Raw genomic sequence first — 25,452 nt, 5'->3', positions numbered from 1 at the left:
GTGACCGGCGATGTGGGATAACACGTTTTATGAGGATTTTTGTGGAATGCGGAAGTGGCGGACCGGTACGTGAGTCTGAGTCCGCATGAACACTCAAAAAGGAGATGCATAGGTCATGTCTAATTTTCATGTGATCAATGAAGTTCCCGTCCGGGAAAAAGCCGTTGCCTTCACGTTCGACGACGGCCCCAATCCACTTTATACCCCGCAGGTCTTGGAGATCTTTCGGGAGGTGCAGGGGAAGGCAACCTTCTTTATGATTGGCACACAGATCGAGAAGAGCGTGGAAACCGCGAAAACCGTTCACGAGCAAGGCCATGAGATCGGCAACCACACCTATACACACCCGCACCTGCCTGAACTTAGCTCGGAGGAATGCCGCCGGGAGTTGCAGCTGACGGAGGCGCTGATCCAGCAAGTGACCGGGGCGAAACCGCGGGTCTTCCGCCCGCCTTATCTCGCTACCTCCGACGAGGTTGCCGCGATCACCGCCGGGGAATTTAACTATCCCGCGATCGGGGCCGTCAACGGCGCGGCAACGGACTGGGAAATGCCCGGCGTGGCGCACATCGTGGAAAAAACGCGGGAGCAGCTTCGCCCGGGCAGCATCCTGCTGTTCCATGACGGCTTCGACGATCGTTCCCAAACCGTTGAAGCCGTGCGGATCCTGGCCGCTGAACTGACGACTGCCGGGTATCGGTTGGTCACAGTCAGCGAACTGCTCGCGATGAGCGCTGCCAAATCGTAAGTTGCAATAGCTCTAGTAAAAAGGCCAAAAGGAACGCGTCGATTATACGCTCCTTCTGGCCTTTTTCGCATATTTTGCTTAGCTAACCTTTCGACGAACTGCAAAAGTGCAGGTGAATCTTGTCAAACGTACCTATTAACCGTCGCTGAAATGCAAAAGTACAGCTCATTTTTCCACCAACCCCCCATTTCCCCTCCAAACCCACTCATTCAACTGCACTTTTACACTTCACTCCACAAAAAAGCCGATTTTTCTCGAATTTAACTGCACTTTTGCAGTTGAGCGGAAAGCCCAGACGCAATTGAGCCGCAGGCGGTGCACGGAAAGCAACAGGTGGCGAGCGGAGGGCGGGAGGCTGCGGGCGGGAGGCTGCTGTGGTGTGCGGTGCGCGGTTTGCGGAGGGCGGAGGGCGAAGGGGAACTGAGCGATAGACGAAGAAGGCTAGTTAGACGTTGTTGAAAGTAGGCAAGGTAATTAAAATTAAGCGGTGTCAAACAGTACTTGAACAGAAGTTGGAAGGTAATTTTGGACGGCAGTTGAACCGTACTTGAGCGGTAAACGGTAATTAAGTGCTGGGTTGAACCGTAGGCGGAAGGGCATTGAGCATAAGGTAAGTGTATTTTAACGGTAATCCGAAAGAGCAACTATTGGCGAACTGCAAAAGTGCAGTTGAATCTTGTCAAAAGTACCTATTAAACGTCGCTGAAATGCAAAAGTGCAGCTCATTTTGCCACCAAGCCCCCATTTCCCCTCGAAACCCACTCATTCAACTGCACTTTTACACTTCATCCCGCAAAAAAGCCGATTTTTCTCGAATTTAACTGCACTTTTGCAGTTGAGCAACAGACGGTGTGCGAAGGGCGGAGGCTGCGAGGGTAGGGGGCGAAGAGCGACGGAGAGCTGAGCGATAGAACGGAGGACGGCAGCCAGGGCAGCAGGCTACATGCGGAGGACAGCAGGCGCCGCGCCGCGGGTGTGGGGGAGCTGCGCGATCAGTGAAGGTGCGCGGAGGACGGCAGGCAGCAGGTGGTGTGCGGAGAGCAGCAGGCGGTGTGCGGAGGACAGCAGGCGCCGCGCGGCGGGTGTGGAGGAGCTGCGCGATCAGTGAAGGTGCGCGGAGGACGGCAGACTGCTGCGGTGTGCAGACAGCAGCAAGTGGCGAGACAGCAGACACGAGTCGGCAGGCGCCATGCGACGGGTGTGGGGGAGGCTGCGCGATTGGTGAAGGTTAGTTGGCTGGCAGTCGAACGGTACTTACGTACCGCCCACCCACGCCCCCATCTCACGACCCGTAATACACCTCCGCCTGGTGCTCGAACAGCTGCAACTGCTCGCGGACGCGCACCACCTCGCCGACGAGGATCAGCGCTGGGTTGCTGAGCTTTACGGCGGCGGCGAGCTTGTGCATGTCGTCCAGGGTGCACGTGAACGTGCGCTGGCCGCGGGTTGTGCCGCTTTCGATCAACGCCACCGGCGTCGAGGCTGGCTTGCCATGGCGGAGCAGCTCGCCGCGGATGGCGGCGATTTGGCTGACGCCCATGTAGATCGCCAGCGTGTCGACGCCATGCGCCAGCAGGTCCCAGCGGACCGGCGCCTGATCGCCCGCGCCCCCCCAACACCACCCCCTTCCCCCACCCCCCCCCCCTCCGATCCCAATACGCGCCCCCCCCACCGCCACTTTTTGCCGCCCCCTCACTTTCAAGTCCATCGCCACCCCCACCCCCCGTCCTTTAATCAACTCTTAGGTGTATAAAAGAAGAAGCCCGCGCCCAGCGCCGACGTGATGCCGGAAATCACCTCATAGGGGATCCCCGCCGCCGCCAGCGCCAGCGCCTCCTCCCCGCCGCGCCCGAAGACGAACGGGTCGCCGCCTTTCAGGCGCACCACCCGCTTCCCGTCCAAGGCGTAGCGGATCAGCCGCCGCTCGATTTCCGCCTGCGGCATCGCATGGCGTCCCGGCGCCTTGCCGCAGTACACCAGCTCCGCGTAAGGCCCCACATACGCCAGCAGTTCTTCACTAACGAGCCGATCGTACAACACGAACTCAGCCTCGCGCAGCCGGTTCACCGCCTTAACCGTGATCAACTCGGGGTCGCCAGGGCCCGCTCCGACGATACTTACCGTCCCAGGCGCTTTCATAGGCGTTCCCCCGCCACGGACAACGCGCGCCCCTCCGGCTCAACCAATTCTGTTCCAACGCCCCGCGCTTCTGCTCCACGCCGCAAGGTCCCTTTTTGCGCCACATAGAACATCAAACCGGTAAACACGACGCCACCCAGGAAGTTGCCGATCAAAACGGGAATCTGGTTCCACAGCCACCAGTCCGCCAAGCTGACGTTCGCCCCCAGCAGCATCCCCGCCGGGATGACGAACATATTCACCACCGCATGCTCAAAGCCCTGCGCAAAAAAGATCAGAATCGGCAGCCACATCGCCACGATTTTGCCGGCCGTCGACTTCGAGGTCATCGCCATCACCACACCCAGCGTCACCATCCAGTTACACAGCACCGCTTTAATGATGACGAGCCCCAGCCCACTCCCGCCCATATGCTTGTATGCCAGCGTCTTCGCTTCACTTGTCTGGATCAGCACCTGCACGAGCGGGTGGGACAGGTCTGTGCCCATTTTCGTGATCGTTAACCCATACAGAATCGCATAAACCGCGCAGCCGATCAGGTGCCCCAGAATCACCCAACCGAAACTTGACAGCATCCGCATCAGCGACACGCGTCGTTCCAGCACGGCCAGCGGGATCAAGGCGAAGCTGCCTGTCACCAGCTCCAAGCCCAGCAGGACGATAATGACAAAGCCGACCGGGAAAATCACCGCCCCCACGATCCCCAGCGAGGTTTGCTGCGTTGCGGAGAAGGCCAAAGTAGTGGCAAAGGCGAGGATCGCCCCACCCAAAAAGCCTTTCACCAACAGCTGCAGAATGCTGAGGTTGGCTTTATTTTCTCCGGTCTCAATCATCGTTCCGAGTACTTCTCCTGGTTTGACGTAATCCATGATTCGTCCACTCCTTAATTGCAGCGTGATCTCTATGCGCTACAGCGAAATATAGATAGCTCCGGTTGCTTCATCCACTTCGGTTTCATAAACGGTAACTTCGCCATGATCGGGTTCTTGGACGCGCCCGTTGTGCAGGTTGATCTTCCAATCATGGAGGGGACAATGCACGGCCGAACCGCACACCATCCCTTCCGACAGCTTGCCGCCCTTATGCGGGCAGCGGTTTTCGATCGCATGAATGCTGCCGTCACTGAGGCGGAAGATGGCGACCTCCCTCCCCTCGACGATTACCGTACGCGAGCCAAGCCGATCTATATCGTCCAAACGAGCCACCTGAATTTTTGTAATCATTGTTTCTCCCCCCCAAAAAGATTACGAATTTTGCAATTGCACGTCTTGCAGCGGTTCGAAGTTTTTGCGCAGCTCCTGGTTGTCGATAATTTCCTTCCACGGGTCGATCGTCCGGCTCAAGGTATCCTCAATCCGTGCCGCCAGGGCCTTGCGTTCTTCGTCTTGTTCCAGCACCACCTTGATCGCGTCCAGCCCAACCCGTTCAACCCATTGCGCGGTGCGCTCGTTCCAGTTCGCTTGCTCGCGGTAATGCTGCAGGAACGCCGCCGTCCATTCGACCACCTCGTCTTCGGTTTTCACCACGCAGAGCAGATCCGCCGCCCGAACCTTCACCCCGCCGTTACCGCCGACATGGAGCTCCCATCCGCCGTCGATGGCGACGACGCCAAGGTCCTTGATTGTCGCTTCAGCGCAGTTCCGCGGGCAACCCGATACCGCCAGCTTGACTTTACCCGGCGTGTTCAGGCGCTCGAAGGCTTTTTCCAAGCGGATGCCCATCCCGATGGAATCTTGAGTGCCGAACCGGCAAAACGTCGAGCCCACGCAGGTCTTCACCGTCCGCAGCGCTTTGCCGTACGCATGGCCGGACGCCATGTCGAGTTCCTCCCATACCTTTGGCAAATCCTCCTTCTTCACGCCCAGCAGGTCTAGCCGCTGCCCGCCGGTGAACTTCACCATCGGCACATCGTATTTCTCCGCCACCGCCGCGATCCGTTTAAGTTCGGCTGGGGAGGTGACGCCGCCGTAAATCCGCGGCACGACGGAGAAGGTCCCGTCCTTCTGGATGTTCGCGTGATAACGCTCGTTGGCGAAGCGGGACTCTTTTTCGTCCACGTATTCAGCTGGCCACAACATCCCCAGATAGTAGTTCAGCGCCGGGCGGCATTTGGAGCAACCCTCCGGCTCGCGCCATTCCAGCACGTTCATAACCTCGCGCACGCTCTTGAGCCCCATCTCCTTAATGCTGGCGACGATCTCGTCACGGCCCAGCGGCGTGCAGCCACAGATCCCTTCCTTCACCGCCTTGACATCGCCTTCCGCGTAGAGGTGCAGCAGCCCCTCCACCAGCGGTTTGCACCCGCCGCAGGAGCCGGACGCCTTCGTGCACGCTTTGATCTCGCCCACGCTGGAGCAACCGCCCTTCACCGCTTCGACGATGGTGCCTTTGGTTACCCCGTTACACCCGCAGATGATTTCATCGTCGGCCATCGCTGCCAACCGGGCATTCGGGGACGCCGCTCCACCCCCGGCTTGACCTGGAGCATAGCCGAGCAGCAGCTCTTTCTCTTTCCCGACCACGGATTCACCGCTTTTGATCTTGGCAAATAACGAGGGGCCATCCGTCGTGTCGCCGAACAGTACCGCTCCGATCAGCCTGTCGTCTTGCAGGACGATTTTGCGGTACGTACCCTCCAATTCGTCCTGAATGCGCAGCGAGCGCGATCCTGGAGCATCATTGAAATACCCGGCGGAAAAGACATCCACTCCCGAGACCTTCAACTTCGTCGAAGTTACGGAACCTTCGTACCCGGCTGTAGCTGCGCCAGCCAGGCGCTTCGCCAGCACGCTGCCTTGCTCATAGAGCGGAGCCACCAGCCCGTAGGCGATGCCGCGATGCTCCGCGCATTCCCCAACAGCGTACACGCCTGGTGCGCTGGTCTCCAGATAGTCGTTTACGATGATGCCCCGCGCAACCTCCAGCCCGGCCTCTTTTGCCAGCTCAATGTTAGGTTTGATGCCGACGGCCATCACCACCAAATCCGCTTCTAGTCGGCTTCCATCCGCGAATTCCAGCCCTTCGGCCCGCCGTCCGCCGTAAATGCTGGCCGTTTGCTTCTGCAGCAGGAACTTCATCCCCTGCGCCTCCAGCTCGCGCTGCAGCATCTTCGACGCCGGCTCGTCAAGCTGGCGCTCCATCAAATAAGGATGGATGTGCACGACCGAGACATCCATGCCAAGATGCAACAAGCCCCGGGCCGCCTCAAGGCCCAGCAATCCGCCGCCGATGACTGCGGCTTTCTTATATTTGCGAGAGGCTTCCATCATCCGTTCGCAATCCTTGATGTCGCGGAACCCGATCACGCCTTCCTTGCGAGCGCCGGGAATCGGCAAGATAAACGGGTTTGAACCCGTGGCCATAATCAGCGCATCATAATCGGCTTCCACCCCGGATGCGGATACGACCTTACGCTTCTTCGTATCGACGCGGACGACTTCATCCCCCAGGTGCAACTTGATATGATTTTCCTCGTACCAAGGCAAGTCGTTAATCACGATCTCCTTCATGTCCGCTCCGCCCGCCAACACCGAGGACAACATAATGCGGTTATAGTTCGGATGCGGCTCCGCGCCAAAAACCGTAATCTCATACGCCTCCGGAGCCAGCTTCAGCACATGCTCCACCGTCCGCATTCCCGCCATCCCGTTTCCTATCAGCACCATTTTTTTCTTTTGGTTCATCTCCATCTCCCCTTTCTTGAATCGCCAAAAAACACAAAAAGCCCGCCTCGCCCCTAGAAACACGCAGCTACAGCTAGTGCGTTATTTCCACGGTTTGCGAAGACAGGCTCCATTGCCGCTTCTTGCGGGCACCCCATTGTACCCGGCATGGTCATGATCGAATTTTGAATTAAGCAAATTTAAATCAATCGTTTCGTTGCCATTTACTATATAATGAGGATGGCAGTGATGTCAATATACATTACATAAAATTGAGCTATCAAAAATTTTTATGTAAGTTTTTATAACATATGTATTGATTTTTCTGAAAAAAGGCGCGAAAATACATGTAACCATTAAAATTTGAAATGTGATGTTAGGTTTTCTTTCCTCTTCTCTCTTCGCAGTATCGCTTTACCATTTATAGCGTAACCCTTAGCCCTGATCCTTTATCGCTTTAAAGCTAAGAACCCGCTTGGATTCTAGAAACACATCGTTATGGATAGGAGGGATCACCTCTCGATGCGCTTCTTACTGGTCATTCGCGAAGCTGCAATCCCTGGGACTGCGCCGGCAGATCCCCTGAAGTCTTTGCCCTTGGCTGAACCCGAAACCCTCCTCAAAACGAGCGGGTATCAGGTCTTCGCCTCCTGTCAAGAGACCCAAATCCGCAAGCGGATCAAAGAGATAGACGCCGCGGTGCTGGATATGTCGATCGAAGGAATGCAGCGCTGGGGGACCGTGCTGCTCAAGTGGAAGGCGCTCCCGCTTCTATGGTGGTGCAGCCCCGAAACGGCTAGCTCCTCCCTGGAGGCATGCGAAACCGAGGTCCCCGTAGACGGCCTGCTTTCCCCGTCCATGACGGCATCGGAGCTGCATTGGGCGCTGCACTTCGGCGCCAATCATTTTTTTGAGCGCCAAACTTGGCAGAATGAACGGGCTCAATTGGTTTCTCGGTTAGAGGAACGGAAGTGGATCGACATGGCCAAGAGCATCTTGTGCGACGTCAACAAAGTGTCCGAAGCCGAGGCTTACGACCTGCTGCGCAAGCGAGCGATGAACGAACGCAAACGGATGGTGGATGTAGCGACCTCGGTCGTGAAGGCCCACCAGCAATTGAAATTTTGAGTAGCATCGTATTCCATGCTTACAAATAAAGGGGGGCTCCCGATGACGATGACAGAAATCCTGAAGGAAGTAGGCCGAGGCAAAAGAGGCGCCCGTGACCTGACTTACGAGGAGGCAAGCGAAGCTGCCGAGCTGATGATCGACGGCCAAGCGACTCCGGCCCAGATCGGCGCCTTCTTTATGGCGCAGCGGATCAAGCTGGAGAGCGTGGAGGAGCTGAAGGCGTTCGTGACGGTCTTCCGCAAGCACGCCCATCGCTCGCCCATTCCGCAGGGATTGGACTGTGCCGGACCTTATGACGGCCGAACCACCTCCTTTATGGCGACGTTCGCCACCTCCTTCCTGCTGGCAGCGGGAGGACTGCCTGTCACGCTGCACGGCACCCCTTCGCTTCCGCCCAAGTGGGGCGTGACCCTAACCGATCTGCTCAGCGAGTTAGGCGTCGACAGCCGGTTGATGGAATGGGCGCCCGCCGCCCGTCCGGCTGATTTTGCCGGAGTCCGATTCGTGCCGTCGGAGGTCTGGTGCCCGCCGCTGGCGAAGCTTCGCCCGATCCGCGAGGAGCTGGGCCTGCGGACGATTCTGAATACGATCGAGAAGCTGCTGGACTTCAGCGATTCGCCTTATTTGGTATACGGCGTATACCATAATACGGTGTTCGACCGGATGGCCCAGCTCATCGAGCAGCTGGATTACCGGAGAGCGTTGATCGTCCAAGGGGCCCAGGGTTCGGAGGACCTGTTTATCGATCGGCCGACGCGCACCTATGTGGTGGGAGACGGCGAAGCCAAGCTGCATGTCGTTAACCCGGAGGCCTACGGGTTGGACACCCCGCTGCCGGAGGAGGACGATACGGTCTGGACCGCAGCCAAACAGCTGCACGTCACCGAGCAGGTGCTGCAGGGCCGGGCGCACCCGGCTTACGTGAATCAGGTGCTGCTGAACGGGGCGGTCCGCCTGGAGCTTGCCGGGCGCGTCGATTCGGTCGAGGAGGGCATCTACACCTGCAAAGCGCTGCTGGACGACGGCGGTCCATGGGCGACTTACTGCAGCTGGCGCGATACGCTGCGCCTGGAACAGAGCGCCGCCGCAGAACGCGCAAAAGCCCCCCATCAGGCCTGATGTACATGGCCCTGTGGGAGGCTTTCTCACGATAGCATCGAAATAGCGGTAAAGATTCACCTTATTTCGTGTCACTTGGCCCGTTGGCCAAAAATAACGCCACTTTTTCACCTTATTCCCGGTTAAAACGCCAAAATGATGGCCTCAACCGGTGAATAAGGTGATTTTTTACCTCTATCTGGGCGTCCGGACGGGATTCGCGCGAAATAAGAACATTTTTTCACCTTATTTCGCCCCGGCGCGCCGTCAGAATCAATACGCCCCGCGAATGTGCTGCGCGACTTCGTTCTGATAGAAGTGTGCCAACCGCTTCAGCTCTTCCTCGCTAAAGGAAGGCACATCGATCGCGCCAAGGTTGTCCTCAACCTGGCGCACGTTGCGGAAGCCGGGGATCACGCAGGTGACCTGCGGCTGGTCGAGGATCCAGCGCATCGCCGCGCGGGCCATGTCCCCGCGGCCTTCGGCGATCCAGCCTAGCTGCGCCGCCAGCTCGACGCCCTTGGTGAACGGCAAGCCCGCAAACGTCTCGCCAACGTTAAACTGCTCGCCATTGGCGTTAAAGCTGCGGTGATCGTCCGCATCAAACGTCGTGTCCGGCTTGAACTTGCCGGTCAGCAGGCCGCTGGCCAGCGGCAACCGCACAAGAATGCCGACGCCGGCTTCCTGCGCCTTTGGCAGCAGCTCCGTCAGCGGCTTCTGGCGGAACAGGTTCAGGATGACCTGCAGCGCCTTCACCCCGGGAACGTCGAGGCAGAACAAGCCTTCTTCCACCGTTTCCACGCTGACGCCGTAATGGCGGATTTTGCCTTCCGCCTGCAGCTTGTCCAGCACCTCGAACACCCGCCCGTCCTTCAGCACAGACAACGGCGGACAATGGATCTGGTACAGGTCGATACGCTCGCGCTCCAGACGTTTCAGGCTGGCTTCGCAGTAAGCCCGCACCCGCGCTTCCGAATACGTCTCCAGATCGTGAATATCGCCGGCACGGCAAAACTTCGTCGCGATATAAATGTCGTCTTCCTTCCCTTTGGTCGCTTTGGCGAGCAGCTGCTCCGCATGTCCGTCGCCGTAAACGTCCGCCGTATCGAAGAAGTTGACGCCTTCGCCGATCGCCTTATCCAAGCCTTTTAAGGCTTCATCATCATTCGTGTTGCCCCAGCTGCCGCCGATGGCCCAAGTGCCGAAGCTGACCTCGCTGACGTGCAGCCCCGTATTTCCGAGCTCCCGATATTTCATCGGACTTCCCTCCTTAAGGTTTGCTATGCCTAAGTCTGTCTCCAACAGGTCCTGCATGCTTCAAAAAGAGGCCCCTCCAACCAGAAGGGCCTCTCCCTATTTTACACTAAATTAAAGCGTTTCCGCCATCGCGGTTTGCCGTCTATATTACCGTTTAAAATACCCTCTAGTAAATCGTTCTCCCCTGCTCATCCGGCACCCCGGATTTGCGGTAGAAATACGTGTTGATCACGTCGCGCCAATGCTTGGCATGCTCCGCCTGTTCCGCCAACCGATTCGCCACCGCCGTGTGCCGCAGCGGATCGATTCGATCCTGAAGCGCAGGCGCTCCCCAGGCCTGCTTCAGCTCCGCCGCCGCCTCGGCTCCGGCAAAGTGCGAATCATAGATATGCTGGATGACCGTCTTTCCCGAGTGCAGCCGATGGCTGTAAGGCACATGGTGAAAAAAAAGCAGCAGCTCATCCGGGCACTGCGCCAGCGATTCATATCTTTCCCGGTTCGGCGAAACATACTGCGACGTATATCCCGTCCCGGTGCTTACCGTTCGGTCGACCCCAATTCCGTCCCGATCGGCAAAATGATACGTCCCCCAGCGTGAGTATTCATATCCGTCGACGTCAGGGCCGTAGTGGGTATGCGGCACCACCATCCAGCCGACGCCTAACGGAGCGGTATAGCTTTCGTAAATCGGCCAGGAGGCCATTAACATGTCGCGGATCGGATCTGTAATCTCCGGATCGCTGCTAAAGGTCAAACCGGCCCATTCCTCGGCAATCGCCTCTGCAGAGAGCTCCGGGTTCCAGATCAGCCGGCCGTAGCCAAACAGGTTGGCCTGCGCCAGCGGATGTCCGGTCCAGCTCTCGTCGTCGCCGATGTTGGACACCGCCGCCACGCCGCTGTATGTTAGGCCAAACAACGTCCCGTCCACTACACGCTTCACCGCGGCCCCGCCGTCCGCCGCATGTGTGTCAAAGTCCAGCACCTGCTTCCACTGCGGGACCAAATAACACAGATGCCGTTGTTGTCCGGTGTATTCCTGGGTAATTTGGAATTCAATCATTTGATTGGTGTGCGGCATCGCGCCAAATAACGGGGAAACCGGCTCCCGTACCTGAAAATCCATCGGCCCGTTCTTGATCTGCAGCAGCACGTTGCCGCGGAAATTCCCGTCTAGCGGCTTGAAATGATCGTAGGCCGCGCGGGCCCGATCCGTCGAACGGTCACGCCAATCCTGCATGCAATTGTAGACAAAGCAGCGCCAGATCACCAGCCCGCCGTGCGGGGCCAAGGCGTCGGCCAGCATGTTCGCGCCGTCCGCATGGTCTCGCCCGTAGGCGAACGGACCTGGGCGATGCTCGGAATCGGCCTTTACCACAAAGCCGCCAAAATCCGGGATCTGCCGGTAGATCCGCTTCGCCGTCTCCGTCCACCATCGGCGTACACCGGGATCCAACGGATCGGCCGTTTCCAGATCGCCCAGCGACAACGGCGCCGCAAAGTTAATGCTAAGGAACACCCCAATGCCAAAAGCGCGGAACACTTCGGCTACGCGCGCAACCTCCGGAAGCACTGCCTCAGTGATCCACCGTGTCTCCCGTTCATGCACGTTTACGTTGTTAATCGATATCGCATTGATCCCCACCGAAGCAAGCAAACGCGCATAATCCCGGACGCGCTTCAGGTTCTGCACGATCTCGCCGTCCCGGTAAAAGATGGAGGCCCCCGCATATCCCCGTTCAATCGAACCGTCGGCGTTATCCCACTGATTGATCATCCGCAGTTGGTTTACCGGTTGTTCTCTGGCAGCCAGACGAGACGGTACCCAGCCCTGCGCGATTCCAAACAGCAGGCGAAAAACACCGTACAACACGCCGCGGGTCGATCCGCCCACCAATTCCAACCGCAGAGTCCCGTCCGCCGAAACCAACCTCAGCGTAAAAGCATCGCGCCCGGTGTCCCACCTTGCCGGTTCGGAGCCCTGCCGTTCGGGCACCAGCCCAATCACCGCTTTCCCCGCTGTCCGCAGGATCAGGCAGGAGCCTTCAAGCGGAGCCTCGTTTAGCACCACCGGTTGAATTCCCAGCATCGCCTGCAAACCGGCTTTTAGCTCGCCAACCGCTGTCGCGTATACCTCATCCTGCTCCCCCAAGATGACGATTTGCCCCAGCAGTTGGCGATAGGTGGCAAAGGGCTCGCCAGCCGGCTTGCTGCCATATTGAAGCCATGCTTTATATAACGTGCTTTCGTTCATGCTCATGGCCGCTTCTCGGCAGCCCATGCCGCAATGCGATCAAACGCCGCCTTCGGCCGATGTTGGGTATCGAACAGAAATGGCCAGTTCTTCCGGCCGCGAACCGGGAAACCGTCCAGCCAGGTGTAATCGTCCGCCGCTCCCCAGAAGGTAACCCCACTGATTACGTCACGGTACTCCAGTAACAACCGGAACACAGCTTCATAACGTTCAGCCTGCTGCTCCAGCATGCCCGGCTCCGGCTCGGTCAAGTCGGTTCGCCGGTCCTCGAAGCGGAACATCGACACATCCAGCTCCGTGAGTTGCAGTTGCAGCCCAAGCGACGCATACTTCTCGATCGCCGCCCGAATCTCGTCCAGCGACGGATCAAACAGGTTCCAGTGCGCCTGCAAGCCGATGCCATGAATCGGCACTCCTTGCTCCAGCAACGATTGGACAAGCGTATAAATCTTGTCGCGTTTCAGTGGATTTGACTCGTTGTAATCGTTATAAAACAAGAGCGCCTGCGGATCCGCCTCATGCGCGTATTCAAACGCTTTGGCGATGAAGTCGGGCCCTGCGATCTCCGTCCACTTGGAGGCCCGCAGCAGCGCGTCCCCTTCGTCCGCGATCACCTCGTTCACAACATCCCAGGCGTAGATGTCGTTCTTGTAGCGACCCACTACGGTATGGATGTGCTCCCGCATCCTTTCCAACAACAGCTCCTTGCTTACCCTCCCGCCTTGGCGGTCCTGGAACAGCCAATCTGATGTCTGGTTATGCCATACCAACGTATGTCCCCGCATAGCCATGCCGTGCTCTCGGGCGAAAGCGACCAAACGGTCCGCAGCCTCAAACGTATAGGCCTGTTCTTCCGGATGCACGCTGACGAACTTCATCTCGTTTTCGGCCGTAATACTGTTAAAGTGATAAGCCAGCAAAGACGCCTGCGAACGGATCGTCGCCGGATTCACCGCCGCCCCGATTTTGAAGTCCGCGGCAAATAGCTGCTTTAATGCCGGCACTGATCTGAACGTTGAATCCATGATGAATTTCCCCCTCACCGGTTCATACGGCTTTATAGAATTTCAAACCAATCGAAGCAAGCCGACGCCTCGCAGGCCGTCCCGTTGCCCGACGCATACAGTCCGACGACAACGCCGGTAAAGCACATCTTCCGGACGTAATCCTCCGGCGACAACGAACGTGCTGTTTCCGAAGCCAACTCGGTCCAGTGCCGGCCGTCCAAAGAGTAACACAGCGTATAGCGCTCTTCGTCCGAGCGGATTTTAAAATACACATGATCCGTATATACCGGCACGATCACCGCAATCCGCGTCTCCCCGCGAACCGTCAATCGGGCAACCACCTTGTTCTGGCCGTCCTCCCGTGTTAAAAACACTTCGTGATGCGCAGCCTCATCGCGGCGGGCACACAGACCGGCCTCTTCCCCGTCCCGGATGCCCTTAAACTGCAGCAACGTGCTCCATTCCGCCGTGGTCCGCTGCTGCCTTCTACCCACAAAAGCCACCGGAGCCACATCGTTTAACCCCGCCGCCTGCCCGCGCAAAGCCAACCAACCCGGACGTTCGCTCAGCGACCAGCTGTCCTCCGCCGGATTACGAAGGAACGTCCAAGCCAAGGAAAGCGTCCCCCCCTCAAACTCTTCCTTCTCAGCCAACGAAGGTTCTCCGGCGTGCTCCGCCGGACTCCCCACGGGACTCCCCGGCACCCGCGGCACGCTCATCTGCAGTTGCACAAGCCCTTCGTTATTGTCGATCATCGGCCAGCCGTCCTCGCTCCAGGCGACTGGCGCCAGGAACGTTTCCCGGCCCAGCACGCTATAGTCGGAACCCACCAGTCGCACGCCAAGAAATACAGCCCACCAATCCCCGTTTGGCGCTTCGATGAGGTCCGCATGGCCGAGATATTGAATCGGATGCTCCATGCTGCGGTGGGTTAGGATCGGCTCCGGATACAACTCAAATGGCCCGTACGGCGTGGGCCCGCGACCGATGATTTCCCGGTGCTCCTTAGCAGTGCCGCCCGAGGCGGTCATGATGTAATACATGCCGCGGATCTTGTACAAATGCGGCCCTTCCGTCCAAGGTCCGCCGTCCCCCCGCCAGATCACCGCCGGTTCGCTTAATGCCTGGCCGGTCGCGATGTCGATTTCGTATTGGATGGCGTGGGAATCGTAGTCGGCGCCCTGTTGTGCGGTCACGTAAACCTTGCCGTCGTCGTCGAAGAACAACGACGGATCGATGCCACCATACGGAATGCGGATCGGATCGGACCAAGGCCCCGCAGGATCGGTTGCCGTCACGTAAAAATTGCCGATGCCCCGCACATCAGTTGTGATCATATAGAACACGCCGTCATGATACCGGATCGTTGGCGCATAGATGCCGTCCGAGCTAAGTCGATCTCGAAGGTCCAGCTGGCTTGCACGGTCCAGGACATGTCCAATCTGTTCCCAATGGATCAAATCCCGGCTATGGAAGATCGGTACGCCCGGAAAATACTCAAACGAACTGTTCACCAAATAAAAATCATCCCCGGCCCGAGTGATGCTCGGGTCGGGGTAAAATCCGGGTAAAATCGGATTCGTGTAAGTGACTGGGGATTTTAACATTATTCTTTGACACTCCCTACGTTAAGACCTACAACGAAATACTTCTGCATAAACGGATACACCAGCAGGATCGGAACAGAGGCGACCACCGTTACCGCCGCCCGGATGGACAACGGAGTGACCATGGATGCGGCCGAATCCTGAGTCATGCCGGCGCCGTTCGCGACGGCCGGATTGCTGTTTGCGTTCATACTCGAGGACAGCAATTTCATGAGTTCATATTGCAAGGTACTGAGTTCCTGCCTCGAAGATGTATACAAGAACGCATCAAACCACGAGTTCCAAGCGCCTACGGCAACAAATAAAGCGATCGTCGCCAATACCGGCTTACATAGCGGAAAGATGATGGTCCAGAAAATTTTGAAGTCGCCTGCACCGTCAATTCTTGCCGATTCCACCAAGCTCTCGGGGATCGTGCCAATATACGTCCGGATGACGATCAGGTTAAATGCACTGATCATCGACGGAATGACGTAAACCCAAAAAGTGTTGATCAAATGCAAATCCTTCATCAAAAAATACCCTGGAATCAAACCGGCGTTAAAATACATCGTAAGCACAAAGATGAACGTAATCGACTTACGGAACACGTATTCCCGCCGGCTGAGCGTATAGGCGAGCATCGTCGTCAGGAAGAGGTTCAGGATCGTGGACAGTACCGTTCTCGCCACGGATACCAGGAAAGCATCGTAAATCGTGCCCGATACGAAGATCGCTTTGTAGTTCTGGAGCGTGAATTGTCTTGGCCATAGGTAGATCCCGCCTCGAATCGTATCGTTCCCCGCATTCAAGGACACCACAATCGTGTTTAGAAAAGGATACAACGTAACAACAACAAGAAATATCATGAACAGCGTATTCAGCGTATTGAAAATAACCGGCTCCAGCTTTCCTCTTCCGACCCGGCTTTGCAACGCAGCAGCAGATACTCGCTCCGGGGTGACCGATTGGTTTGCCATAGTTATAACAGCCTCTCTTCCCCTAGTCGTTTGGCTATCCAGTTCGCGAAGAGCAGCATGGTTACGCTAACGACCGTTTTGAATATACCGCCGGCAGTAGCTAGTGAATAGTTACCTTGGGCAATCCCATATTTCAACACGAAGATATCGATCGTTTCTGCCCAGTCCACAACCAACCCGTTACCAAGCAGGTATTGCACCTCGAAGCCAGCCTCCAGGATATGGCCGATGGACATGATCAGCAAAATGACAATCGTCGGCTTGATGCCGGGAAGCGTGACGTGGAACATCTTCCGATAGCGGCTGGCCCCATCGATATCCGCAGCTTCGTAAAGCGCCGGGTCTATGGCAGCCATGGCGGCCAAGTAGATGATCGTGTTCCAGCCAACCTCTTTCCACACATGCGAGGCCCCCACGACGCCCCAGAAGTACTTGCCTTCGCTGAGCCAAAGAATCGGCTCTTTGATGAAGTGCAGCCGCATCAGGATATCATTGACGATCCCATCTGAAGCGAGGGAAGTCGCAACGATCCCGGTTACAATGATCCAGGACAAAAAGTGCGGTAAATAGGAGATCGTTTGCACGGTTCTTTTCCAGAAAAGCTTCTTAATTTCATTCAGCAACAAAGCCAAAACGATAGCGGTTACAAATCCCAGTATCAGGTTGATGATACTCATGCCCAGCGTGTTGCGAAGCACACGCATAAAGCTGTCGTCCGTAAATAAAAACTTGAATTGCTTAAAACCAACCCATTCTTGTTGTCCAAAGCTTCTAGCAGGTTTATAGTTTTGGAACGCCATCGTCCAGCCCCACACCGGGACATAAGCGAATAAGATGATATATGCCAATAACGGGACCGACATGAAAATCAACTGTCTCTGATCTTTAATCATGGACCAGGTAATCCGCTGCCGTTTTTGCTTTTTTGCCTTTGGGACAATGGGTTCTTGCAATAAGGTCTCATCCATAATTGTTCTCCCCACAAATCCTATGATTTTTGAAGTGGAAGGCGGGACGCCTTCCACTTCGAGTGTTTTCGATTCTTTTATTTAACGGTCCAGCTATCAATACGCCATTTCAGCACTTCATTGATGCGGTCTTCATAGGCCTTGATATTGAGCTTGCCGATTTCTCCGACGTACTCATCCCAGACTTTGTTGAATTCGGACGGGCTAGCCAAAATCGCTTTTGGCAGATATTTTGTGGACAGGTCATTTTGCTTGGTGTTCACAATCTTCGCCTCAGAACCTTCTACCAAGTCAACGGACCATGCCGGGTAAGAAACTTCGTTTTCCGGTGCCGGCGTAAAGAAGTCAACGTAGCTGTTATAACCGTAGGCTGCCAGGAAGTTCTTATCGTACTCTTCCAACCCTGCTTGGTATTCTTCAGGTTGTGCTGCCGCATCGGTAGCATTGCCATCGCTGAAGTAACCTTCCATTTTCGGGCTGAATTTGTGCAGCGCATCCGCTTTATTCGCCAGCTTCCAAGTCGCATCCGTAAACGTGTCACGTTGCTCTTGAGTTTTCATGAAGCGGCCTTCTTCGTTAACGATGTAATCCTCGCCTTCAATCCCCCAGGACATGATCTTTTGCCAATCTTCCTGGATCAGGCGATCCCAGAACTTGAGAATCTTGATTGCTTTCTCCTCGCCTGCATTTACGCTGATCCCAAAGCCGTTATTCAGGTTCAATGCCGGACGGTCCAGATAGTGATCTGTAATGCTTGTATCGTAAACCAGTGGCAAGCCCACATAGGTTCTTTCATGCTTTTTCGCCGTGATCAGCACGTTCTCCGCATCTTGGAAGTTCCAGTGCTGGTCAAAAAACCCGAGTACGGTACCACTTGAAATTTTCGCAAGATATTGGTCATAGTTTTGCGTAAATGTCTCTTTGTCGATGAGACCTTGCGCATTCACTTCGTTCAACTTCTGATAATATTGCTTCGCAATATCCTTATCTGCAAAGATTTCGGCTTTGCCGTCTTTGACGATGACGCCGCCGTCGTTTGGATGTCCGATCAGATGCTGAGGAGCGTTAAACAATCCCCAGTTTCTCCAGTCATAGTTCAGAATTTCGAAACCGATCGTTGGACTGCCTTCGATGGTTGGGTTCTTTTCCTTGTACTTCGCGATCAGGTCAAAATACTCGTCAAGCGTCTTCACTTGCGGATAACCTGCATCCTCCAGAACAGCTTTTTGAATCCAGAAGGCCGGTCCCGAGTACCAGGTCGTGCTGACTTCCCCGTTATAAGCCCCGTAGTTCGGCAAGATATAGATATGGCCGTCGTTCGGGTCTTTCATCATGTTCCAGTACTTCTCATAGTGCTTCTTCAAATTCGGAGCATGTTCTTCGATGAGGTCTTCCAGAGGAATATAAGCACCCGCCGCCGTCAATTTCGTATTGCCTGTCATAATATCGGGATAATCAGAGCCCGCGATCATAACGCCTAGCTTTTGGTTGATGTCCCCAGCAAGGAATTCGAATTTGAAGGTTGCGCCAAGCTCATCCTTAATTTTCTTGTAAATCTTGTTGTCCGGTGTCGGCTGCTGACCGGCTTCGCCGATAAACGCCGTGATTTCGAACGGTTCAACCTTATCTCCGGCGTTGTTCTCAGTTGTTGCCGCCTGATTGCCGGTGTTGTTTTCGGCTTTGGTAGCGTTTTTGTTTCCGCCGCCGCATCCCGCCAGGATGACGCTAAGCGATAACAGCAGGATCACGCTGAGCCGGAGCATTGATTTTGTCTTGCCCCCCATGTAAAGCACCTCCGTCATGATTTGTTGATGCTCGGGTTAAATTGTAAGCCCTTTCATCAACTTATCTTTTATTCTAAAAGCGCTACCAAACCGCAACTAGTTCACAATTAAAGTTTTAACCTTCAAAATTTCAGTTCCTGTTTCTGTATTCGTTGGGCGACATTTGTAATCTTTTTTCGAATTGCTTAAGGAATTGGCCATAGTTTGCATAACCGACCCGTTCAGCTACCTCACCGTTGTTAAGGTCTCTGTCCCGAAGAAGCTTCACGGCTTCTTCAATACGAAAATTGTGGATCATCTCGTTAAAATGAATCCCGTTCTTCTTCTGCAGCAGCTGGCCTAAATAGACTGGATGGAGATAAAAGACCTCCGCCAACCTTTTAATCGTCAACGGCTCGCGGAAGTGCTCCCGGATATAAGTGTTAATGTTTTGGACAATGCCCTGGGAACGCAGTGTTTTATCTTCAAGGAGTAGATCGATGCACTCTGTACCGAAGGAACGGATGAGATCCATCAGCTCCCGCAAAGTACATACAGCTGTTGCATTCCCGGGGATATCGTATTTGCTCTGCAGCTCTGCGGCCTTGTCCGGGATCTCCTCCATATGCTCGACCATCAAGTACGACAAGTGGATCACAAATTTACGCACGATGTCCGGCGTCAGGTAATGCCCCCGGAAATTGTCCTCCGCCTTGGACAACCCCTCCTCTAAGCCGGCTTTATCCAGCAGCTGTAACGCTCCCACGATTTGATCCGCCAGCTCTGTTTGATCGTACTGGCAGTGAAACGCAAGCGCAGCCACATCCCGGTAAACCGTAATTCCGGCTGGGCCGTTCGTGTAAAAAAGATGCATCATCGCCGTTTGGGCCTGACGGTACACCTCCGCAATCCCTTGCAGACCCGCAGTTCCTTCTCCGACAGCTGCAAAGGCGCCGAGCTTGCGGCACCGGCTCTCCAAATCGCCGATCCGCGCAAGGCCGTCCGGTCCGTCTTGATCGGGGTCAAATCCGTACACCAGGGCAAGGTTTCCGAAATCCAGGTCGATAAGGTACATCGCTTCCCGCTCCTCAGCATAAGCGGAGGCCAGCTCCCGTACCTCTGCCGAACTGCTGCTCTTCGGATGAATGAGGCAGACGTTCCATGCTGCCTGGAGTCTCGACACCTCCGCGATCCGCTTCGCATCCTGGGGAAGACTCGGCGGTTGAATCAGCAATGCCTTGAGCAGACTGACCGCTTCTTCGTAAGTTGCGATCCGGTTGATGCGTTGACGCCCACGTTCCTCCAGCAACTCTTCGTAAATCGCCCCGATCTCTTCGGCGGCCATCTCCTCATCGATCGGCTTCAGCAAATAGCGGGTGATTCCGAAACGGAGCGCTTTTTGGGCATATTGAAACTCGCTGTAGCCGCTGACGATGGCAAAGCTGACCTGCCCGGCATTCTGCTTCTGCCAAGCCTCGATCATCTCCAGTCCGTCCATCACCGGCATCCGCACGTCCGTGACAACCAGATCGGGCTGCAGTTCACCGATTTTCGCCAGCGCCTCCGCACCGTTGCTGCTGGTCCCGCAAATATCGAAGCCAAGCTCCGGCCAGTTGATCCATAGCTGCATCCCTTCCAGCGCTGCCGGCTCGTCATCCACCAATAACACCTTGAATCTCATATTATTCCTCCCTGATCATTCCTTCCTGGTGTTCAAGCAGTTTAATCGGGATTTCGAAGGACACTTCCGTTCCTTCCCCTGGCTTGCTGTTGATGTTGAAGCGAACCTGATCGTTGTAGTACAACTCGAACCGACGATAGACGTTGCGGATGCCAATGCTGTGCTCGGAGGTGCTCTCACTTCGTACAGCTAGAAGGATTTCCCGCAGTTGCTCTGGTTCGATGCCTTTGCCGTTATCCGAAATGACGATGCGCAGCCGGCCATCTGCCACACGGGCTTTGACGGTAACAAGTCCGGTGCTCTGAACCGCCTGGATTCCGTGCTTGCAGGCGTTCTCGACCAGCGGTTGGATGCTCATTTTCGGGATTTTATAGTGCAGCGCCTCCGGTTCGAGGTCAAAGACATATTCAAATTTGTCTCGAAAGCGGAATTTTTCAATTTTCAAATACATGTCGATAAACAGAATCTCTTCCTCGAGCGTGACGAGATCCTCCTTCCAGCGGAGCAACCGGCGCAGCAGTCTCGATAGGTTCTTGATGATATCCGTCACGTCGGAATAGTTATTCTTCGTACAGACGACCAGAATGGCGTTCAGCGTATTAAACAGGAAATGCGGATTCATTTGGCTCTGCAAAAAATTCAATTCAGCCCGCATCCGCTCAGCCTCGAGGCTCTTCTGCTGAATTTCCAACTTATAAACGTTGTTAATCAGGGCGTTGATTCGGGCAGTCATCATGTTGAAGTTGCGAATTAAACCGCCGATCTCATCGCGACCCTCATCGATATTGATCAGGTCGAACTTCTCGTTTGTCACCTTCTGCATGTGGCGGGACAACCGTTTTACCCGGTAATGATACGATCTCAGCATGATGTAAATAAAAATCGAGGTAAACAAAGTGATAGCGGCCGCCATCATTCCGAAAAACAGCCTCATATCAAGCATCGCCTTTGACACTCTTGTCCCTTGTGGAATGCCAATCAGGCGCCAACCCTTTACATACCTTGCGTTGCCAATAGCGACGGACTCCACGCCTTTCTCCGTATCCTCTGCGGACAATTCCAATTTAGGGTAACCCATGCTAGCATCCTGCCGGTACCCGCTGTTGGCCGATACGATGATCTCGTCGTTTCCGTTGACCAGATATAAGTTGAGATAATCCTTCTCCCGAACAATGACGTCGTAGATTTTGCTAAGGTCGATGTCGATCCGCAGCACCTTGTCGAACGTGTTGTAGGAATCATAATAATCCATCTTCTCAATTACGCTGAAATATGGCTCGGTTATGGACGGGTTTATAGCTTGCGAAGCGCGATATGCAGCGACGACCACCGGGTCGCTCGAGTTCTGCCAAATCCGGTACCAATCGCTGTCTCTCACCTCATCATCTAGCATATGATAATTGCCGCCGGGGATGATCGTCGGATTGGTGGTGTAAATCCCGATCCGTAGAATCTGGTTGTTGACCGGAATGTAGCTGGTGACCCGGTTGCGTAGCTGTTCGTCAAACGTGGCGTAGAAATCAAGCGGGTCCGCATACATGCGATCCATATTCTCGTACAGTGTTTTATCCGTGTTGAGCGCATGGCTGACGGCTACCCCGCCGTCGATAAAATCGTGAATGTCCTTTCGGGCGCGTTCCATGGAAATCTCCAGGTTCTGCTCTTCACGTTCTTTGATGAAATCAGTCATTCTTCCCATGAACAGCAGGTTAATGACCAGAATCGGCAGCAGCACGCCAATAAGGTAGATCAGCAAAAATTTTGTGTTCAGCGGAATATCGTTAATCTTCCCCCGGAATCTCCATCTTCTCATGCTTGCACCACCTCGGGCTTATTCGGCCGGCTTGGGCCCTTCCTCTCACTTGGAAACGTCATTCAGAAACTCGGATTTAAAGACGGAAGGCAGGATCCCGGTCGCCTGTTTGAATTTGCTGATAAAATAGTCCGTATTCGGATAACCCACCTGCAGCGCGATATCGGAAATTTTCATCGGCGTGCGCTTCAGCAGACGTTTGGCCTCCTCGATTCGTTTCTCGTTTAGGTATTCGTTGAAGGCTTTGCCGGTTTCTTTTTTGAACACCTGTCCCAGATAGGTCGGATTCATATGGAACTTCTTGGCGAGGGTTTGCAGCTTCAGTTTGCTGCGGAATTCCTCGTCCACGTACTGAATGACCCGAAACATCGTATTGTTCTCGTTCTGCCGCCGCAAACCGGCCAGCACCAGCGAAGCCTCCCGGCACAGCTTATGCAGATAGCGCTTTAACGATGGGTAATCGTTCATGCCTCCAGAATCCCCTTCGTTCGACTGCACACGGACCATAAAGTCATCAGCGTCTCCGCCGGCTTTCTTGATTCTGCGGCATAACGTCAGCTCCATATTGGCGGCAAACGCCCGAATGGACTCGACGCCTGCCAGGCCGCAAGCGGAGGAGCCAAACACCTCCTCCACCGCCGCCTCCGCGGTCCCGGCATCCCCTTCCAGTACGGCGTCAAGCAGCTGCTCGAATTTCCCCTTGAGCACCTCTTCCGTTTTCATAGGCTGCGGATGATGGCAAGGCAGGAAGAAGCCGATCTTCCCCTGCTCGCGCTTTGCCTTAACGGTTTCCAACGTTTGCTGGTACAGCTCCCGGATCGAGCGAATGCCTTTTCCGGCGCTGCTCATCGCCACGATAACCGGTGATTCGGGACCCGATAACCCGCCGCTCATCGCCAACCCGATCTCCTCCAGCTGCGTCTGCGGCAATTCATCCGTCCGAACGATCACCCCAACTCGGCCCAGGCCATCCAGGAATGAACGATCCGCATTAAGCGGGAAATACCCCAGCACCCGCTGCTTCAGATCCGGTGGATAAGCACCAGCATCGATCAGCAAACAGCACAGCTCAGGATCCCCTTCGAGCTGAAGCGCCGCGGCGGCTTCCTGTTCCAACTGTGCCCCTTCTTCCCCCTGAATCAATCGATTCAGGATGTTATTTTTGAACAACGACTGCTTGCGGGAGGAGGAACGCTCCAATTCTCGCTCCTCCGCAATCGTCAACGCAAGACGATCGAGAATCGCCTCAAACCCCTCTTCGTCAATCGGTTTCAGCAAATATTCGGCTACTCGCTGCCGCATCGCCGTAAGCGCGTAGTTGAAATCATCGTATCCGCTTAGAATCACGAATTTGGGCGGCTTCACCAGCAGTCGTTTGCTCCGTTCGATCAGCTCTAAGCCGCTGATGACCGGCATATGGATATCCGTGACGACCAGATCCGGCTGAAGCTCCTGCATCTTCAATAGCGCTTCGGGGCCGTCCAGCGCTTCGCCGCAGACTTGGAAGCCGTATTTTTCCCAATTGACCATAGTTCGGAGCCCTTCAAGCACCCAAGGCTCGTCATCTACCAGCAGCACTTGCAGCATGACCGCGATTCCTCCTCTACAAGCTTTTTCCCTTTTATATATAGATGCTTAATCTGAACATGTAAGCGCACACATTTTATGCTAGCACATTTTACTTCAATCGTGGTAACTTAATTTAGCCAACAAACAAAGGCAGTCCGGAGCGGGTTGCTCCGAACTGCCTTTTTACTTTCTCTAGCCTGGTATTAATCCTTCAGCAGGTGGTTCTGAAACCACTCCGACGCGGCCAGAACTTCGGTTTCGGTCAATTGATGGCCATACGGCTCCCAATGTACGTGTACTTGGGCACCCGCTCCTCTAAACAAACCTTCCAGCTCCTCGGTTTCCTCCGGCTTGCACATCGCATCATTCCGTCCCGCTCCTATGAAGACGGGAAGCTCCGTCATCTCCGGCAGCGGTACCCCGCGCCGCGGCACCATCGGGTGGTGTAGAATAGCCCCGCTTAATGCGCCCGCATGGTGGAACAACAGGCTCGCCGCGATGTTCGCTCCATTCGAGTAACCCACGGCAACGACCTGCCTCCGGTCGAAGCCGTATTGCGAGGATGCCTCGTCCAGAAAATCGTGCAACTCCTTCGTGCGCAGCACCAAATCCGCTTCATCGAACACGCCCATCGCTAACCGCCGGAAGAACCGGGGCATCCCGTTCTCCAGCACATTGCCTCGAACGCTTAGCACCGCCGATGTTGGGGAGATTCTCTCCGCCAACGGCAGCAGATCGCGCTCCGTCCCGCCGGTGCCGTGGAGCAGAAGCAGCGTAGGTGCCGCCGCTTCGCCGCTGGCCCTTGCCGGAGTCGGCTTGAAGATATGCTTCATCCCTGCAGATCCTCCTTCAACACCCGGACTTCAAACGGGGTGAGATGGTGTTCGATCGCTTCGCGATGCGGTTCATACCATGCCGGAAGCATCAGCTTCTCGCCCAAATGCTCCGGCGACTCGTCATTGGCAAATCCCGGCGGGTTCGTGGCAATCTCAAACAGAATACCGCCTTCCTCCCGGAAATAGAGGGCGTGAAAATACTGCCGGTCGACGATCTGTGTCGGACGATAACCGTGTTCGGCAACCCGGCTTCGCCATTCCTCATGTTCCGCGAAGTCCCGGGCTCTCCAGGCGATATGATGCACCGTCCCCGCCCCGCCCGCGCCGTATTCCATCGGTTTGACGTTGACGTCAACGACATCGCCAAGGTCGCCTTCGGCTTTAAAGCGGGCATAGTCGCCTTCCGTGCCGAGCTTTTGCAAGCCCAGCACGGTTTCGAGCAGCGCAGCGGTTTTCTCCGGTGCTGCGCTGTAGAGCACTGCGCCGCCAAAACCTTTAATCGCCTTGTCAGCCGGGACGCCGCCAAACGACCAAGTGCTCTGCGGACCGGTGGCACGTTCCACCAGCTCGAGCTGCAGTCCATCCTTGTCGCGGAAATGCAGATAGGTTTCACCGAAGCGGCGAGTCTCCGTCGTGGAGATACCAAATTGGTGCAGCCGCTCCTGCCAGAAAGCCATAGCGCCGACCGGAATGGCGAAGGTGGTGATGCCCACCTGACCAGCTCCGACCTTGCCGCGCCGGGCCCCGGGGGTTGGGAAGAAGGTCAGGATGGTTCCCGGATTCCCGTCCTCATCGCCGAAGTACAGATGGTATACTTCCGGCGCGTCAAAGTTGATCGTTTTTTTGACCAATCTAAGTCCCAGCACCCCTGCGTAAAAGTCGACGTTCGCCTGCGGATCGGTCGCAAAAGCGGTGATATGATGAATCCCTGATGTTGGATGTACCATGAGTAACTCCTCCTTA

The 25,452-nt window shown here is 55.5% G+C and carries 18 protein-coding genes and 1 pseudogene; 3 read left to right on the top strand and 16 right to left on the bottom strand.

Annotation, left to right across the window (positions count from 1 at the left end; translation table 11 throughout):
• The first annotated feature begins 115 nt into the window (after window positions 1–115).
• On the top strand, window positions 116–748 hold the full coding sequence (locus BN3277_RS06985; RefSeq protein ID WP_059041545.1) for a polysaccharide deacetylase family protein: 633 nt from the start codon (window positions 116–118) through the stop codon (window positions 746–748).
• A gap of 1,294 nt (window positions 749–2,042) precedes the next feature.
• Here BN3277_RS06985 and BN3277_RS26405 read toward each other — a convergent pair.
• From BN3277_RS26405 to nirB, 4 genes and pseudogenes are all read right to left on the bottom strand, one after another.
• A pseudogene (locus BN3277_RS26405) lies at window positions 2,043–2,887 on the bottom strand (uroporphyrinogen-III C-methyltransferase); the annotation flags it as partial.
• Window positions 2,884–3,756, bottom strand: a complete 873-nt coding sequence (locus tag BN3277_RS06970) for a formate/nitrite transporter family protein (RefSeq protein WP_059041544.1) — start codon at window positions 3,754–3,756, stop codon at window positions 2,884–2,886. The pseudogene BN3277_RS26405 and the gene BN3277_RS06970, both read right to left, overlap by 4 nt.
• Before the next feature lie 39 nt (window positions 3,757–3,795).
• Window positions 3,796–4,110: a nitrite reductase small subunit NirD gene (nirD, locus tag BN3277_RS06965; RefSeq protein WP_082691354.1), complete on the bottom strand. Its 315-nt coding sequence runs from the start codon at window positions 4,108–4,110 to the stop codon at window positions 3,796–3,798.
• 21 nt (window positions 4,111–4,131) lie between these two features.
• The gene (gene nirB, locus BN3277_RS06960) at window positions 4,132–6,570 is read right to left on the bottom strand and encodes a nitrite reductase large subunit NirB (RefSeq protein ID WP_059041543.1); all 2,439 of its coding nucleotides are present in this window, start codon (window positions 6,568–6,570) and stop codon (window positions 4,132–4,134) included.
• A 501-nt stretch (window positions 6,571–7,071) separates the two neighbouring features.
• On the opposite strand from nirB, the gene BN3277_RS06955 reads away from it, so the two are divergent.
• Together BN3277_RS06955 and BN3277_RS06950 are read left to right on the top strand one after the other, a co-directional pair.
• Window positions 7,072–7,677 carry an ANTAR domain-containing response regulator gene (locus tag BN3277_RS06955; RefSeq protein WP_059041542.1) on the top strand — a complete coding sequence of 202 codons (606 nt, stop codon included), beginning with the start codon at window positions 7,072–7,074 and terminating at the stop codon, window positions 7,675–7,677.
• 42 nt (window positions 7,678–7,719) lie between these two features.
• Window positions 7,720–8,799, top strand: coding sequence for an anthranilate phosphoribosyltransferase (locus BN3277_RS06950; RefSeq protein WP_059041541.1), 1,080 nt, complete (start codon window positions 7,720–7,722; stop codon window positions 8,797–8,799).
• A gap of 252 nt (window positions 8,800–9,051) precedes the next feature.
• Here BN3277_RS06950 and BN3277_RS06945 read toward each other — a convergent pair whose 3' ends face one another.
• The 12 genes from BN3277_RS06945 to BN3277_RS06890 all read right to left on the bottom strand — a co-directional run bounded on the left by BN3277_RS06945 (window position 9,052) and on the right by BN3277_RS06890 (window position 25,436).
• Window positions 9,052–10,035: an aldo/keto reductase gene (locus BN3277_RS06945; protein ID WP_059041540.1), complete on the bottom strand. Its 984-nt coding sequence runs from the start codon at window positions 10,033–10,035 to the stop codon at window positions 9,052–9,054.
• Window positions 10,036–10,201: 166 nt separating this feature from the next.
• Window positions 10,202–12,286, bottom strand: coding sequence for an alpha-glucuronidase family glycosyl hydrolase (locus BN3277_RS06940; RefSeq protein WP_059041539.1), 2,085 nt, complete (start codon window positions 12,284–12,286; stop codon window positions 10,202–10,204).
• A 2-nt stretch (window positions 12,287–12,288) separates the two neighbouring features.
• A complete protein-coding gene (locus BN3277_RS06935) occupies window positions 12,289–13,311 on the bottom strand; it encodes an endo-1,4-beta-xylanase (protein ID WP_059041538.1) in 1,023 nt (340 codons plus the stop codon).
• A gap of 32 nt (window positions 13,312–13,343) precedes the next feature.
• Window positions 13,344–14,900 carry a glycoside hydrolase family 43 protein gene (locus BN3277_RS06930; protein ID WP_059041537.1) on the bottom strand — a complete coding sequence of 519 codons (1,557 nt, stop codon included), beginning with the start codon at window positions 14,898–14,900 and terminating at the stop codon, window positions 13,344–13,346.
• On the bottom strand, window positions 14,900–15,859 hold the full coding sequence (locus tag BN3277_RS06925) for a carbohydrate ABC transporter permease (protein ID WP_082691353.1): 960 nt from the start codon (window positions 15,857–15,859) through the stop codon (window positions 14,900–14,902). Before BN3277_RS06925 ends, BN3277_RS06930 begins: the two co-directional genes overlap by 1 nt.
• A gap of 2 nt (window positions 15,860–15,861) precedes the next feature.
• Entirely contained in the window at window positions 15,862–16,827 is a 966-nt protein-coding gene (locus BN3277_RS06920) for an ABC transporter permease (RefSeq protein WP_059041536.1), read from the bottom strand.
• Window positions 16,828–16,904: 77 nt separating this feature from the next.
• The gene (locus BN3277_RS06915) at window positions 16,905–18,611 is read right to left on the bottom strand and encodes a type 2 periplasmic-binding domain-containing protein (protein ID WP_059041535.1); all 1,707 of its coding nucleotides are present in this window, start codon (window positions 18,609–18,611) and stop codon (window positions 16,905–16,907) included.
• Window positions 18,612–18,741: 130 nt separating this feature from the next.
• Window positions 18,742–20,271 carry a response regulator gene (locus BN3277_RS06910; protein ID WP_059041534.1) on the bottom strand — a complete coding sequence of 510 codons (1,530 nt, stop codon included), beginning with the start codon at window positions 20,269–20,271 and terminating at the stop codon, window positions 18,742–18,744.
• Between the two features lies 1 nt (window position 20,272).
• Window positions 20,273–22,084 (bottom strand): sensor histidine kinase, encoded by a 1,812-nt coding sequence (locus tag BN3277_RS06905; protein ID WP_059041533.1) that lies wholly within the window; start codon window positions 22,082–22,084, stop codon window positions 20,273–20,275.
• A 45-nt stretch (window positions 22,085–22,129) separates the two neighbouring features.
• Window positions 22,130–23,671 carry a response regulator transcription factor gene (locus BN3277_RS06900; protein ID WP_059041532.1) on the bottom strand — a complete coding sequence of 514 codons (1,542 nt, stop codon included), beginning with the start codon at window positions 23,669–23,671 and terminating at the stop codon, window positions 22,130–22,132.
• Between the two features lie 185 nt (window positions 23,672–23,856).
• The gene (locus BN3277_RS06895) at window positions 23,857–24,486 is read right to left on the bottom strand and encodes an alpha/beta hydrolase (RefSeq protein ID WP_059041531.1); all 630 of its coding nucleotides are present in this window, start codon (window positions 24,484–24,486) and stop codon (window positions 23,857–23,859) included.
• Complete coding sequence (locus BN3277_RS06890) at window positions 24,483–25,436, bottom strand: ring-cleaving dioxygenase (RefSeq protein WP_059041530.1); 954 nt, start codon at window positions 25,434–25,436, stop codon at window positions 24,483–24,485. The genes BN3277_RS06895 and BN3277_RS06890 overlap by 4 nt, the downstream gene beginning before the upstream one ends.
• Window positions 25,437–25,452 lie beyond the last annotated feature (16 nt).

It is taken from the genome of Paenibacillus rubinfantis, assembly GCF_001486505.1.
Lineage (GTDB): Bacteria > Bacillota > Bacilli > Paenibacillales > Paenibacillaceae > Fontibacillus > Fontibacillus rubinfantis.
This window is presented reverse-complemented; position numbering and strand designations above follow the sequence as displayed.

Excerpts from the sequence above, each read along its gene's own strand:
- nirB (WP_059041543.1), bottom strand. The coding sequence starts at position 6,570 with ATGAACCAAAAGAAAAAAATGGTGCTGATAGGAAACGGGATGGCGGGA.
- BN3277_RS06940 (WP_059041539.1), bottom strand. The coding sequence starts at position 12,286 with ATGAACGAAAGCACGTTATATAAAGCATGGCTTCAATATGGCAGCAAG.
- BN3277_RS06930 (WP_059041537.1), bottom strand. The coding sequence starts at position 14,900 with ATGTTAAAATCCCCAGTCACTTACACGAATCCGATTTTACCCGGATTT.
- BN3277_RS06925 (WP_082691353.1), bottom strand. The coding sequence starts at position 15,859 with ATGGCAAACCAATCGGTCACCCCGGAGCGAGTATCTGCTGCTGCGTTG.
- BN3277_RS06985 (WP_059041545.1), top strand. The coding sequence starts at position 116 with ATGTCTAATTTTCATGTGATCAATGAAGTTCCCGTCCGGGAAAAAGCC.
- BN3277_RS06950 (WP_059041541.1), top strand. The coding sequence starts at position 7,720 with ATGACGATGACAGAAATCCTGAAGGAAGTAGGCCGAGGCAAAAGAGGC.
- BN3277_RS06915 (WP_059041535.1), bottom strand. The coding sequence starts at position 18,611 with ATGGGGGGCAAGACAAAATCAATGCTCCGGCTCAGCGTGATCCTGCTG.
- BN3277_RS06920 (WP_059041536.1), bottom strand. The coding sequence starts at position 16,827 with ATGGATGAGACCTTATTGCAAGAACCCATTGTCCCAAAGGCAAAAAAG.
- BN3277_RS06895 (WP_059041531.1), bottom strand. The coding sequence starts at position 24,486 with ATGAAGCATATCTTCAAGCCGACTCCGGCAAGGGCCAGCGGCGAAGCG.
- BN3277_RS06890 (WP_059041530.1), bottom strand. The coding sequence starts at position 25,436 with ATGGTACATCCAACATCAGGGATTCATCATATCACCGCTTTTGCGACC.
- nirD (WP_082691354.1), bottom strand. The coding sequence starts at position 4,110 with ATGATTACAAAAATTCAGGTGGCTCGTTTGGACGATATAGATCGGCTT.
- BN3277_RS06900 (WP_059041532.1), bottom strand. The coding sequence starts at position 23,671 with ATGCTGCAAGTGCTGCTGGTAGATGACGAGCCTTGGGTGCTTGAAGGG.
- BN3277_RS06955 (WP_059041542.1), top strand. The coding sequence starts at position 7,072 with ATGCGCTTCTTACTGGTCATTCGCGAAGCTGCAATCCCTGGGACTGCG.
- BN3277_RS06970 (WP_059041544.1), bottom strand. The coding sequence starts at position 3,756 with ATGGATTACGTCAAACCAGGAGAAGTACTCGGAACGATGATTGAGACC.
- BN3277_RS06910 (WP_059041534.1), bottom strand. The coding sequence starts at position 20,271 with ATGAGATTCAAGGTGTTATTGGTGGATGACGAGCCGGCAGCGCTGGAA.
- BN3277_RS06905 (WP_059041533.1), bottom strand. The coding sequence starts at position 22,084 with ATGAGAAGATGGAGATTCCGGGGGAAGATTAACGATATTCCGCTGAAC.
- BN3277_RS06945 (WP_059041540.1), bottom strand. The coding sequence starts at position 10,035 with ATGAAATATCGGGAGCTCGGAAATACGGGGCTGCACGTCAGCGAGGTC.
- BN3277_RS06935 (WP_059041538.1), bottom strand. The coding sequence starts at position 13,311 with ATGGATTCAACGTTCAGATCAGTGCCGGCATTAAAGCAGCTATTTGCC.